The sequence below is a fragment of the Haloarchaeobius pelagicus genome, assembly GCF_051207375.1.
GTDB lineage: Archaea > Halobacteriota > Halobacteria > Halobacteriales > Natrialbaceae > Haloarchaeobius.
The window spans coordinates 1,992,563-2,005,276 of the sequence record NZ_JBPJZD010000001.1; the positions used below are offsets into that span (position 1 = coordinate 1,992,563).

Sequence of the window (12,714 nt, forward strand, 5' to 3'; positions counted from 1 at the left end):
CGAGTCCGCAGTGCAAGTCAGGGCCGCGCCGCGAACCACGCCTCGGTCGCGTCCCGCACCCGCTCCATCACGACCGGGTCGTCGCTCGGCCGGCCGACGCTGACCGCGTCCGCGCCGTAGTCGAGGTACTCGTGGACGGTCTCGCGGTTCCGGACGCCGTTGTTCGCGACGACGACGCAGTCACAGGCGTCGACCACGTCGCGAATCACCGGTTCGGCGTCCATCGCGTCGACGTGGAGCATCGTCGCCCCCGCGGACTCCAGTCGACTCGCGGTCTCGGCGAGGTCCACGCCCGGGACCTCGGCGCGGACCTTCACGCTGACTGTCGCGCCGGTTTCGGCCGCAGTGCTGACATACTCACAGAGCCGGTCGGTGTCCCGGAGCAGGGATTCGCCACAGCCCACCGCACAGAGCTCGTCCTGGCGGCAGTGCGCGTTCACCTCCAGAATCGCGTCGTGGTCGGCACAGACCGCCGCTGCCTTCCGAACTGGGCCGACCGTCGCACTCCGGACGTTGAAGGCTGCACGAATCGGGACGTCCGCGAGCGCCGTGAGCTGGGCGTCGATGAACGCGAACGGGTCCTCGGGCAGGAACTCGTTCCGGTCGCGCGCGACGAGCATCCGGGCGGCGTCCCGGGAGCCATCGTCCAGTGCGATACCGCCCAGGAATGCCAGTCCCGCGTACTCGCTGCCGGCGCGTGCCCACTCGGCGTCAGCCTCGCCACTCAGGCTGGCAAGTGCGACGCGCGGGGTGAACTCGACAGGGGTCATGGCCGCGGTCATTCGACCGCGTCGATGGCCCGGGTGACCGCCTGGCAGACGCGGGCCGCGTCCTGGCGGTCGTCGATGCGGATGTCCGTGTACTCGGTCGGCACGTCGAAGGAGACGTCGTCGGACTCGTCGACGACGAACGCGTCGGCGAACGGATACGCGACACTGAGTCCGGACGTGCTCGGTTCCCCGCCGACGGCCTCCATCAGCTTCGCGGCCGGACCGGAGAACACCTCGTCACCGAGGAACGGCGAGACGACGACGACGGTCGTCTCGCTCAGGGCCTGCCCGAACTCGGGAATCGAGAGCATCGGGCCGATACTCGTCACCGGGTTCGAGGGCCCGATGACGACGGTGTCGTCCAGTGCGTCGAGGACACCGGGTGCCGGGTCGGCCTTCGAGGAGCCTCGGAACTCGACGTTCTCGATGTCGGGTTCCGCCCCGTGGGCGACCCAGAACTCCTGGAAGTGCATCATGCCCTCGTCGGTGTGGATGAGGCTCGCGACCGGGTCGTCGGTCATGGGCAGGATATCGATGCTCAGGCCGAACCCTTCCGCGAGCTGTTTCGTTACCTCCGAGAGCGTGTGGCCAGCGTCGAGCAGACTGGTCCGTGTGATGTGGACCGCGCGGTCGCGGTCGCCGATCTCCATGAACTCGGCGACGCCAGAGAAGCGTCGCCAGCGGGCGATGTCGCGGCCCGCCGTCTGCTGGTCAGCCGGAAGGAACTGTGGGCCCTCCGGCAGCCCCATCGCGTTCGCGATGTCGTAGAGGGCGTCGTGGGTTCGTGTCGTGTCGCCACGAATCCCCCACCACCGCTCGCGGTCGAGGATGCCACCACCCTGGAACACCAGCGTGTCGATATCGGGGCAGATGAACAGTCCGCCGAGTTCGATGTCGTCCCCGGTGTTGGCGATAACGGTCGTCTCGTCCGGCGAGAAGGCGGCAGCGGCACCGTCTAGGAGCTTTGGTGTTCCGGTGCCACCGGAGAGGAACGTCACCATGTGACCCCGTTTCAGCGTGGGGGCTATAATCAGTTCCGGCCTTGACGTAGCCAGTCGGCGAACGTCCCATCCAGCAACGTCTTCCGCTGGTTGGCGACGTACTCGCGCTGGGTGGCGTGGACGGCGTCAGCGAAGTCGGCCCCATCCTCGACCGCGTTGGCGACGCGCTCGTGTTTCCAGCTCGCCGGTGTCGTCTCCTGGCGGACGCGCATCCGCAGGGGATAGAGGTAGTGCGCCGCCTCGTCGTCGCTCAGGCCACGGTTCTTCAGGCCGGCCTCGGCGTGGTCGAACAGGTCGGCGAAGATGGCGGTCGTGTCGCTGGTCTCCTTGCCGTCGTTGGTGATCCAGGTGAACTCGGCGTCGAGCCCGTCGCGCATCGCCCGGTAGAAGTTGTCGTGGGCGAGCTCCCAGTCGAGGTCGTGGACCGGGTGTTCGAGACGCGGCAGGCTGTCCATCAACCCGGCGAAGACGGCCTGGAAGGCGACCGAGTCGGTCACCGTGGGCTGGGCCGGGATGGGCCGGAACTCGATGCGGGCGTTCGCCGCCGACCGCGTCGGCCCACCGAACACCGGGCGAACCCATCGCCAGTACGTGCCGTGTTTCGTCCGGAAGTGCGCGAACGCGTCGTCGAAGCGGTCGGATTCCGAAACGGGCATCGGGACGAACGTGTCGTCCTCGGCGATGCGGTCGACGGCCTGCTCGACCGAGTCGATGTCGCGCGGGAACCGGACCTTCCCGACCGTTTCGGCACGGGCGTTGAGCACGGTCTCGAACACGCTGATACGGTGTTCCATCCAGCCATCTGCAAGGATCTCCTCGGCGCTCGCGTCGTCGTCGTAGAGGTCCGGCGGGAAGAAGGGCGAGTTGGCACCCAGCGCGAGCAGCGGGCCGGCGACACGGATGGCGTACTGGAAGTACGTCGGCAGGTCGGCCGCGTGCGGCACCTGGTAGTGGGGCTGGATGGAGGTGATGAGGCTCTCCGGGAACACGGTGTCGGCCTGGAGGTCGATGTGTGGCGCGTCCAGGCGCATCCCTGCTGCGGTCCCCCGGTCGGTGTTCGCCATCGCGTGATAGCGAGCGCTGTCGCTCATGTTGGTCGCGATGCGAACACCGCGGTCCTCGACGCTGTCGGTGAGGTACTCGCGGCTGGTCTCACCCTCCGGCGGGATGGTCCAGAGACCGTCGCTCACCAGCCGTATCCCCTCTGGACGGGTACAGTCGAGCGCGGTCTGCAGGCGCGAGAGCACCTCGTGTTCCTGGGCGAGGAGGCCGTGGCGGTTGAACGGCTGCGGGCTCGTCGTCATCTCCGCGTTGTGAAGCCCGAGCTCTTTCTCGAAGCCGATGAACTCGAGGAGTCGGCGCGGGACCCGGGTCAGGGCGCACTCGTCGGCGTCGCCCTGGATGTCACCGTTGCTCTCGGAGACCGCATAGAACTCGTACTCGAACCCGAGGATGGCCTGGGGGTTGTCGAACGTCCCTGCCGCCAGTTCCTCCTTGATAGTCTCGGCGTCGGCGTCGACCTGTGACTGGAACTCCTCGGGGTCGACAGCGAGCACGTCTTCGACTCGTGCGGCGAGGTCGTCGTCCGGCATATGCCAGATATGATGCTCGCGCGGTCTTCAAACCCGCGGGTAGCGAAGCTAGGTTCGTCCTGCGTGAACGACCGTCGGGCGAACAGGCGACACCACAGCGAATCGCCGGCAGACGGTGTCGCACAACCGCTGCCCTGCCGGCGATGGGTCGTCAGGACACGCCGGAACTGGCCGCGGCTTCCGGGATGAACCCTCGGTTCAGGTTCCTCGCGCGGTCGTCGAAGTCGGGTCGTTTATACTCGCGTCAGGCAGAGATGCCGCCAATGGAGTTCGCTGCCTTCGCCGCCCGCGCGGCCGAGATAGAAGCAGAGCCGGCGGACCTGGAGACCGTCTCCCTCGTCCGTGACCTGTTCCGGGACGCCGGGGCGGACCTGCCGGTCGTGGCGCGCTTCGTCCAGGGCCGGGTGTTCCCGGCGTGGGACGAACGGAAACTCGACGTGGGACCGAACACGGTGTACGCCGCCATCGCACGTGCCGCAGGGCAGAACGTGAGTTCGGACGACGTCGAGGCGCGCCTCGCAGACCTCGGTGAGATCGGCGCGGTCGCCGCCAGCTACGATTTCGGCGGGCAGCAGGGACTCGCCGCGTTTGGTGCCGGTGGGAGCGAGGACATCACCGTCGATTCGCTGTACGGCTCCTTCGAGACCCTCGCAGACACCGAGGGCGATGGGAGCCAGGACACGAAACTCGACCTGTTGTTCGGGCTGTTCAATCGGTCCACCCCAGAGGAGGCACGCTTCCTCGCGCGCCTCGTCCTCTCCGAGATGCGAATCGGCGTCGGGGAAGGCGCGGTGCGAGACGCCATCGCCGCGGCGTTCGACGTGCCGGTCGAGGCGGTCGAACGGGCCGTCCAGGTGACCAACGACTACGGGCTGGTCGCAGAGACTGCCCGCGACGACGGCGAGGACGGCCTCGCCGGGCATCGGCTGACCGTCGGGCGGCCGGTCCAGGCGATGCTCGCGCAGGCGGGGACCGCCGCTGACGCCCTGGATTCCTGGGAGCAGGCCGCGGTCGAGACGAAGTTCGACGGTGCCCGGGTCCAGGTACACTGGGACAGCGACTCGGTCTCGGTGTTCTCGCGCAACATGGAGAACGTCACCGAGGCGCTCCCCGAGGTGGTCGAGTTCGTCGAATCCGCCTGCGACGCACCAGCGATCATCGACGGCGAGGTGGTCGCCATCGGCGACGACGGAGAACCGCTCCCGTTCCAGCAGGTGCTCCGCCGGTTCCGCCGGAAGCACGACGTGGCGAAGGCCCGCGAGGACGTGACCGTCGAACTCCGAGCGTTCGACTGTCTGCACGCCGACGGCGAGGACCTGCTCGACGCACCGCTGACCGAGCGACACGACCGTCTCCGGACCGTCCTCGATTCCAACGTCGGTGACCTGACGCTGACCGACGACCCGGAGACGGTCGCGGCGGTCGAGGCGGACGCACTCGACGCGGGTCACGAGGGCATCATGCTGAAGGCACCGGACTCGACCTACAGCCCGGGCAAGCGCGGACAGAACTGGCTGAAACGGAAGCCAGACGTGGAGACGCTGGACTGCGTCGTCACCGGCGCGGAATGGGGTGAGGGCCGTCGCGCAGAACTGCTGGGGACGTTCCAGCTCTCCGTCCGGGTCGAGGACGCCGGCGGGTTCGAGACCATCGGCAAGGTCGCCACCGGCATCACCGACGAGGAACTCGCCAACCTGACCGAACTGCTCGAACCCCACGTCCAGTCCCAGGATGGACAGGCCGTCACGCTCGCCCCGGCCGTCGTCTTCGAGGTCGGCTACGAAGAGATCCAGGCGTCACCGACGTACTCGTCCGGGTACGCGCTCCGGTTCCCCCGCTTCGTCGCGGTCCGGGACGACAAGGAACCCGCCGACGCTGATTCGCTCGCGCGGGTCGAACGACTCGCCGACGCGCAGTGATGGTCAGAAGGTGCGTGTTGGTTCGGTCGCCGACGGTCAGAGCGACATCCACGTCGTGGTCCGTTCGCCCGCCGGCACGTGCCAGCGCTGTTGCGCCCCGGTCGCCCCCTCCCTGAGTTCTATCCAGCCGTCGAAGAGGTCGACGACCCCGTGGGGAACGTCGTCTGTGCCGACGTGGAAGTACCCCATCCCGCGACAGCCGCGGACGACGGTCCCCAGCGACCGGAAGAAGCGCTCGCGCCGCTGGGGGTCGACGTCCGCGAGTAACGCGCCGGCGGTCGGCGCGAGCAGGCGTAACTGCCCGGAGCGGAGCGTCGACTCACGGGTGTCGAACCGAACCACCGATTCGAACACCGCATCTCGAACACCCGAGAGAGTCCGGAACTCGTCGCCAGCGTAGACACGGACGTCGGGGTCGGACGGCGAAACACCCTCCGGGAGATACGACGCCACGTTCTGGTCCGCCGACGGGGTGAGGACCACACGCTTTCGGTCGGCGTCCGCCGCGCCGCCGAGCAGGCGAAATGCCCGAGCGACGGTGTCAATGCCTACGTCTCCCGAGACCAGCATCGCACAGCCGTGCTGCTTGTAGTCGGCCAGTATCGCGGAGAAGTCTTCGTCGCCAGCCCCGTCGCGGAACTCCGCGCCGGACAACTGCCGCTCGAACACGATTCGGTCGGCATCCATCGACGGTTCGTACCAGCCGAACGACCAAAACGCTTCTTGCTCACTCGACGAACTCCTCGACCGACGCCGAGAAGTCCTCTTGCTCCGCGTAAAGCCGACTCAACACCGTGTTCAACTCACGGAGAATCGCCGTCTGTTCGGTGTCGGCGAGGGAGTACGACGGGTACCCTTCACCGTCGTGTTTCTCCATCAGGCCGAGGTCGATGAGCGCGTCACGGTGTTCGTGGAACGTACTCGGCGAGAGGTCGGCTTCGGTCGCCACCTCGCTCGCCCCGAGTCGCTCGTCGTGACGCTCGACGAGGATACCCAGTATCGCCACCCTCGCGGGATAGGCGAGCGCCTGGGTCAGCGGTGGGTCGAACGATTGTTGCCCGGGCATCGACCGACTCAATGGACCATGCCACCAAGTATATTTTGAATACCACCATTCATTCAGCCACCCCAACAATATCAAACATGTGTTCGATGTATAGCCCTAATAACTACATTATTTTGAAAATATTGGCTATCATGCCAACATCTTTTACCTGTTGGGGCATGCTGTGTCGCATATGAGCTTCGGCATTCCTCCTGGTGGGGTCCGGGAGGACCAGACGGAATGGGTACTGGAACGTGCGACAGAACTGGACGTGCCACCAGCCGTCGTATGGGACTATCTCGAACGGAACATCGAGAGCGACGTCGTGGCCACCGGGGAACATCGCACTCGCCTCGCCCGGTTCTTCGACGCGCATCTCGAACGGCCGATGGTCTCCGACCACACGCGAATCCGACTCTACGACGGCCCCGACGGCCGCTACGACTACATCAAGGGCGTCCACTACGCGCAGAACGTCGAGGGCGACGTGCGCCGGATGGTCCACGCCGTCGCCGCCGACCAGCAGATGACCATCGAAGTCGACGGCGACTGCGGCGTCGCCGTCCGGTTCCACGAGCCGGTCGCTTCCGCCGACGCCTACGTCGCCGCCGAGATCCTTCGCCGTGCCTTCGACGAACCCCTCGACGAGATCGACGACGTCATCGAGATCGTCGACTACGACACTACGCGGTCGTGGACCGAACTGGAGTGAGACCCCGGCTAACGGAGCCGTCACTGGCTGCTAGCGGTCCAGCAACTGCTCGACAGCCGCCTCGGAGTTCGGCCAGTGGAGCCGCCCGTTCATCCTGACTGGCGGTCCACGGTCCCCACTACCGAATCCCATCACGACTTCTGGAAGCCGCTCCGCCGGGAGTGCGTATTTCGGGGTCACACCAGGGTCGAGAACTACCGCTTCCCATTCCACGTCGGGATTCGAGTGTTCGGACCGGCACCCGAGAACGACACGTCTCGCGTCGTCGAACTCGATTCGTGCCCGATCGGGACTGACCGTGACGGTCGGTGCGCCGGTGAAGAGAAGATAGCACTTGATGACCGCCGTCGTGTTGACGATGTAGGTTCCGAACGGGAGCGACCCCTGCTGATGCTCGACGAACCACTGGATGAAGTTCATCTCCTCGTCGTAGAAGGGCAGAAATACCCCATGGTTGATGTCGACGTACGTCGTCTCGACTTCGAACGTGTCCGCTACGAATTCAGAGAACGGAAGGTCCTCCGGCCCGGGAAAGAGCTGGTTCGTGGACGTCGAGAGTTCCAGACTCACCTGCGCTATCGGATCGAGCACCTCGATACCACACGGGTCCGTCGTCTGCCGATACTCCAGTGCCATTCGGTCATGCCGGGAATTGGGGCGTGAAAACGTAGTCGTTACTACTGTTCGAACCCCTCAGCAAGCCGGTGTCACTCGAGCAGGTCTTCGACCTCGGCTTCGGTAACCGGCCAGTGGAGCTTCCCGCCCACTCGCACCGGTGGCCCACCCGGCCCAGTCCCAAAGCTCAGAACGGCTTCCGCCACCCGTTCGTTCGGCAGTATGCACGGGGTCGTGCATCCGGGGTCGAAGAACGTCTCGTGCAACGCCGGTTCGTCACCGTCGTTCGCGTCGATGACGTTGTTCGACGACTGGCCGAAGCGGTCCGGTCCACGTAGATTCGTCTCGACGGTCATCTCGCAGGTGTCGTTCTCCCGGGGGTCGAGTTTGACGACTGCCGGGAGGCTATTCACTGGAACGGAGTGGTGTGCGAGACACTCACCCAGAACGAGGTACTGCGAAGGAGAGTCGATTTCTATGGTCGCCTGCTCTACTGCGGCACTCAGCGAGAACCCCTCGCTCAGCAACCGGGAGACGTTCTGCCCGACGACCGTCGCATCACGGTTCGAGACCCGGACGTTTGTTCCGACGCCGCCGACCGCACCCCGCGACACGAGTTCCACCCCTTGCTGGTATGTCTCACAGGCGTTCAGGACGAACAGGTCGACCCCAACCGTGTCCACCTGTGCCACGTCGAGAAAGCCATCGCGACATTCCAACCCGCGCTCAGTAGCATGCCCGATGAAGTGAAAGAGGTCGTACTGCTCGTCTTCGAGAAGGCGAGATAACTCGGAACGGGACACGTCCGAGTGTGCCGAGACCTTCCGTCGAATGCCACTTTTCTTGTCGTAGTACTCGTCGACAACGTCCTGTTCGGGGAGCATCGACCGGTCGGTGCAGACGACGAGCACGTCGATGGTGTCTTTCTCCTGCCGGTTCTGGAGTGCGTGCTCGTAGCCCTGTGCGATACCCTTGGCCGCGTTCGACGGGATACCTGGCCCGAACCACGCGTTCGCGAGGGCATCGTCACTGACCGCTACGTCGACGTACCGCTCTCCATCCTGTTTCACGGTCCCCACCCCGTGACAGGATTCCCTGACGAAAGCCTCGACGGTCGATTGGTGGACCGTCGTGGGTCGCCCCCGTGCCGGCCGGACGAAGCCGAAGCGATGCAGGATGTGTGGGATGAGGGAAACGTGTTCCGGCACGGGCGGCAGATGCGCTACGAGTGGGACCCTCGGCATCTCGGGTTCGAGCATCTCGAACGGTACGTCCATGTAGGCACGCAGTCTGTCCGACATACTCGCGTCGTACGCCCATTCCAGGTCGAACGGAAGCGCCGCACGAAGCTCCTCGGTCGCCGGAAGCCGTGGGTTGAATCTGCTCGCCGTCCGGGAGAGACCATCGAGGAAGAAGGTTCGACGAACCGTCCGCTCGATGTCCGACTGGAGCGAGCGGTCTCGCCCCAGAGAGATGGTCTCGCCGTCGACGGCCAGTGCCGGCGATTCCCCGACGACCAGCCGCGCTCCGAGATAGTGCGCCATCGGTGCCGCCGAGAACAGCGCGCCGTACCGGGGTGGGACGACGATCTCTATCGAGGCTTCCGGCGCATCCAGGTCCGCAGGGATGGCCAGCTCGTCATCGAGCGCGATTCGGGGCGGGTACCGACGCAGGGCGGGCCAGGTCCCGTCCGGAGCTGTCGGTTGCTCCCCGGAGAGCGCCGTGATGGCCCTGGCGATATCGGACGGGTCGCTGGTGGTCTTGACCGTCGCGGTGGGTTCCGAATGCTCAGACCGGAACCCGAAGACGACACGTCTCGTCGTCTCGAACTCGATGTGCGTCCGAGCTGGACCGACCCGAATCTCCGGACTCCCGGTCACAAGCAGGTATAGTTTGATCGACGTGGGGGCACTCACGATGTGCGTCCCGACCGGGAGCGAAACCGCTTCTCTCTCGAAGATCTTTTCGTGCGAGTTCAGGTCCCCGTCGAACGTCCCCACGAATACGTCGCTCTCGAACGTGACGTATCGTGTGTCGACCGCGATGGTCTCGTCGACGAACTCCCAGAACGACACGTCGGTCGGACCCGGGGCAAACCGGTTGTCAGAGGTGGAGAACTGGAGCGATATCTGCTCCAACGTATCCACCACCTCGATACCACACGGGTCCGTCGTCTGCCGATACTCCAGTGCCATTCGATTACCCGGTGATTGGCCCGCGAGTACGTAGTCGTTTCCGCCGACGGGACGCTTTTCTCCCGGGCAGTCGAACGGCCATCCATGACGATTCGACACGACGGCCTACTCGTCGACTGGCTCGGGTACGCGACCACGCGCATCGAAGCACCTGATGGAACCGTAGTCTACCTCGACCCCGGACGGTACGGCGTGCTCTCCGGTGAGTGGGAACCACCGGGTGGTCAGGACCTGCCCCACCCCGAACCGCAGGACGAGTACCCGAAAGATGGCGACGTGGTCTGTATCACCCACGACCATCACTACGATTCCGACGCCGTCACGCGAGTCGCCGACAGCGATGCGACCCTCGTGGTGTACGAGGCGGTCGACGCCAGCAACATCGACCGTGACGTCGAGCCGGTCGAGGACCTGCCGTACGAGGTGGTCCGTGTGGACGACGAGGCACACGTGAGTGCGGCCGGGGTAGACGTCTGGTCGGTCCCGGCGTACAACGAGCCGGATGGCCCCCACGCGAAGCCGGACGGGAGCGTCACGCATCCGGAAGGGTTCGGGTGCGGGTTCAAGCTCGGCATCAACGGAATCTCGGTGTTCTGGCCCGGTGACTCCGACGCGCTGGACGGGTTCGCCGAACTGGACGTGTCGCTGTTCCTCGCGAACATCGGCGGGACGGTCGTTTCGGATCGCCACGAGGCCGCGGACCTGGCCGAGGCGATGGACCCCGACCTGGTCCTACCGGTCCACTACAACACCATCGACATCCTCACCACGGATTCGGGCGAGTTCGCAAAAGACGTGGCACGCCGGGGACTCCCGGTCGTGCTGGACGAGCGGTAGGTCGGTCGCTCAGTTCTTCACGTAGCTGACGAGCTTCATCTCCATCGAGAGGCTCCCGTCCTCGTTGTAGTACGCGGTGTAGGGTGCGAGGCCGAGTTGCGGGGCGAAACAGCCCTCGTGGAGGACCTGCTGGTCGACCGTCATCTCGGACGTGTAGCACTCGACGTCGGCGTAGGTGCTGGTGCCGGTGACCGCGAAGCTCGCCGAGCCGTCCTGGGTGGTGTACGACCACTTGGTTCCCTCACTGAGGTCCTGGCCCGCGTACCAGGTGGCGGGCGTGAACATCGTCGTCACGAGGAGGATGCCCGCGGGGTTGGTGTAGAGCTGGCTCTGGACGGTCTCCTTGGTCCCGGAGACCGTGGACTCGTAGCGTTCGTCACCGACGTCGTACACCATCCGGACGGTGACCGTATCGCCGTCGACGCTCTGGATGTCCCAGATGAGCTGGCCCTCGCCTTCGCCTTCCATGTAGACGTCGTAGGTGTAGGTGGCCGGTTCGTCGAAGTCGAACACGGTCCATTCGCCGGGCTGGAGCGACGAGCTGTCACCGCTGCCGCCGGCGTCGCCATCCCCGGCATCACCGCCGCCGGAGCCGCCGGCCCCATCGCCCGCATCGCCGGGACTCTGGGTATCTGTGGCGTCTGCATCACCGCCTGTGCCGCCGGAGAGACAGCCTGCAGTCACCATGCACAGCGACAGTACCACTGCCAGAACGAGTCGTCTATTCATGCAAGTGATACGACTTCATTTACTATAAGATTACGTATGAGTAACCTCGACACGCCGCACATGAGGCGGTTCTGTCAGGTCCGTCGGTGACCCAGGACAGGAATCCTTCCACGATAGCCCATTCTTTCGACAATACCAGGGCCAAAACGATTTACCCCGCTGGTCACTATGTTGACGTATGGACTCCGGCAGTCCCCGCGACGACGGCACGGCAGCGCCGCCGTTCTGTTCCCGGTGCGGGTCTCGCCTCGGGGCGGACGCACGGTTCTGCCCCCAGTGTGGCACACGCGTGCCAGCCCTCAACGAACACGAGACGGGTCGCGCCACCACCTCTCGGGAGACCGATGAGACCTCCCGAGCGCACGCTACCCAGCCCCGACAAGACGACGCTCGGGGACGGGACCGACGACCTCGTGACCAGCGAGAGCGGGCGGACTCGGCGAACCGGCAGCGAGACCCGCCGGACAGCCGGTACAGGCGCGGTGCCGACCGGACGCTGCGCGAGCGCGTCGACGCCCGGCTCATCGAGGGCTGGGAGGTCGAGGAGGATTTCGGCGACCGGGTGGTGCTCGTCGACCGGTCCTACGGGAGCGCCGGGATGCACGTCCTCGTCGCCCTGACGACCATCTGGTGGACCTCGGGGCTCGGGAACGCCGCCTACGCCGCCTACAAGTACTACGCCGACGCCGAGCGACTCGTGCTGACCCGGCGGGACGGCCCGGAAGGGACGGTCGTCACCGAGTCACACGAAGGCTCGCGCTCGAAGGGGACGGCGGCCGTGGTCGCTGGGCTCATCCTCGGCTTCCTCGGCCTCATGCTGTTCTTGCCCCTGCTGTTCGGGCTGGCGCTGGTGTTCGAGGAGCTGGCGCTGGTGGTGCTCGTCGGCGCGATGCTCATCGGCGGTGCGGTCGCCGCGTCCAGGGCCGCCAGCTCGGAGCACTCCTTCACCGACTTCGGCCGGACGAAGGACGTGACAGAGCGCGTCGTCTACGACCCCGACCTGCCCTGTACCGCGTGCCTGTCGCCTATCGAGGCCGGTGTCGAGCGGCGCTACAGCGACCAGTTCCTCGTGTTGGGCGTCCCCGTCAAGACCTACGAGACGGGGACGAACCACTACTGTCGGTCCTGTGCCGACGGGGAGACCGACACGGAGATTCCGGAAGAGGAGACGGCGGCGGACTCGGCGGACGAAGACGCTGCGACCGCAACGTCCGACGACGGCGGCTTCGAGTTCGAACACGACTTCTGAGGCCGGCGAGCGCTGTTGCTCGCAGCCGCCGCAAACGACAGGTGGCCGAG

General features: G+C 65.8%; 12 protein-coding genes. 4 read left to right on the forward strand and 8 right to left on the reverse strand.

Going from position 1 to position 12,714, the window contains the following annotated elements; all coding sequences use genetic code 11:
- Positions 1 to 17 precede the first annotated feature (17 nt).
- Genes ACSC1S_RS10515 through ACSC1S_RS10525 form a run of 3 tightly spaced genes read right to left on the reverse strand, consistent with a single transcriptional unit; the run spans position 18 to position 3,363 of the window.
- Positions 18 to 782 carry a tRNA-dihydrouridine synthase gene (locus tag ACSC1S_RS10515; RefSeq protein ID WP_435364248.1) on the reverse strand — a complete coding sequence of 255 codons (765 nt, stop codon included), beginning with the start codon at positions 780 to 782 and terminating at the stop codon, positions 18 to 20.
- Positions 779 to 1,771, reverse strand: a complete 993-nt coding sequence (gene cofD, locus ACSC1S_RS10520) for a 2-phospho-L-lactate transferase (RefSeq protein WP_435364249.1) — start codon at positions 1,769 to 1,771, stop codon at positions 779 to 781. Before cofD ends, ACSC1S_RS10515 begins: the two co-directional genes overlap by 4 nt.
- A 29-nt stretch (positions 1,772 to 1,800) precedes the next feature.
- Positions 1,801 to 3,363, reverse strand: coding sequence for a glutamate-cysteine ligase family protein (locus ACSC1S_RS10525; RefSeq protein ID WP_435364250.1), 1,563 nt, complete (start codon positions 3,361 to 3,363; stop codon positions 1,801 to 1,803).
- Positions 3,364 to 3,626: 263 nt separating this feature from the next.
- Here ACSC1S_RS10525 and ligA point away from each other — a divergent pair, with 263 nt between their 5' ends.
- Positions 3,627 to 5,282 carry an ATP-dependent DNA ligase LigA gene (gene ligA / locus ACSC1S_RS10530; RefSeq protein WP_435364251.1) on the forward strand — a complete coding sequence of 552 codons (1,656 nt, stop codon included), beginning with the start codon at positions 3,627 to 3,629 and terminating at the stop codon, positions 5,280 to 5,282.
- Positions 5,283 to 5,318: 36 nt separating this feature from the next.
- Here ligA and ACSC1S_RS10535 read toward each other — a convergent pair whose 3' ends face one another.
- Together ACSC1S_RS10535 and ACSC1S_RS10540 are read right to left on the reverse strand one after the other, a co-directional pair.
- A complete protein-coding gene (locus ACSC1S_RS10535) occupies positions 5,319 to 5,969 on the reverse strand; it encodes a DUF7504 family protein (protein ID WP_435364252.1) in 651 nt (216 codons plus the stop codon).
- Between the two features lie 40 nt (positions 5,970 to 6,009).
- Complete coding sequence (locus tag ACSC1S_RS10540; protein WP_435364253.1) at positions 6,010 to 6,348, reverse strand: winged helix-turn-helix domain-containing protein; 339 nt, start codon at positions 6,346 to 6,348, stop codon at positions 6,010 to 6,012.
- Between the two features lie 172 nt (positions 6,349 to 6,520).
- On the opposite strand from ACSC1S_RS10540, the gene ACSC1S_RS10545 reads away from it, so the two are divergent.
- Positions 6,521 to 7,039: a hypothetical protein gene (locus ACSC1S_RS10545; protein WP_435318819.1), complete on the forward strand. Its 519-nt coding sequence runs from the start codon at positions 6,521 to 6,523 to the stop codon at positions 7,037 to 7,039.
- A 30-nt stretch (positions 7,040 to 7,069) separates the two neighbouring features.
- Here ACSC1S_RS10545 and ACSC1S_RS10550 read toward each other — a convergent pair whose 3' ends face one another.
- Together ACSC1S_RS10550 and ACSC1S_RS10555 are read right to left on the reverse strand one after the other, a co-directional pair.
- Complete coding sequence (locus ACSC1S_RS10550; RefSeq protein ID WP_435364254.1) at positions 7,070 to 7,675, reverse strand: hypothetical protein; 606 nt, start codon at positions 7,673 to 7,675, stop codon at positions 7,070 to 7,072.
- Between the two features lie 71 nt (positions 7,676 to 7,746).
- On the reverse strand, positions 7,747 to 9,849 hold the full coding sequence (locus ACSC1S_RS10555) for a hypothetical protein (RefSeq protein WP_435364255.1): 2,103 nt from the start codon (positions 9,847 to 9,849) through the stop codon (positions 7,747 to 7,749).
- A gap of 84 nt (positions 9,850 to 9,933) precedes the next feature.
- On the opposite strand from ACSC1S_RS10555, the gene ACSC1S_RS10560 reads away from it, so the two are divergent.
- The gene (locus tag ACSC1S_RS10560) at positions 9,934 to 10,686 is read left to right on the forward strand and encodes an MBL fold metallo-hydrolase (protein WP_435364256.1); all 753 of its coding nucleotides are present in this window, start codon (positions 9,934 to 9,936) and stop codon (positions 10,684 to 10,686) included.
- 9 nt (positions 10,687 to 10,695) lie between these two features.
- On the opposite strand, the gene ACSC1S_RS10565 is transcribed toward ACSC1S_RS10560, so the two are convergent.
- A complete protein-coding gene (locus ACSC1S_RS10565) occupies positions 10,696 to 11,415 on the reverse strand; it encodes a hypothetical protein (protein ID WP_435364257.1) in 720 nt (239 codons plus the stop codon).
- Positions 11,416 to 11,593: 178 nt separating this feature from the next.
- Between ACSC1S_RS10565 and ACSC1S_RS10570 the strand changes: the two genes are divergently transcribed.
- Positions 11,594 to 12,664, forward strand: coding sequence for a zinc ribbon domain-containing protein (locus tag ACSC1S_RS10570; RefSeq protein WP_435364258.1), 1,071 nt, complete (start codon positions 11,594 to 11,596; stop codon positions 12,662 to 12,664).
- Positions 12,665 to 12,714: the final 50 nt, after the last annotated feature.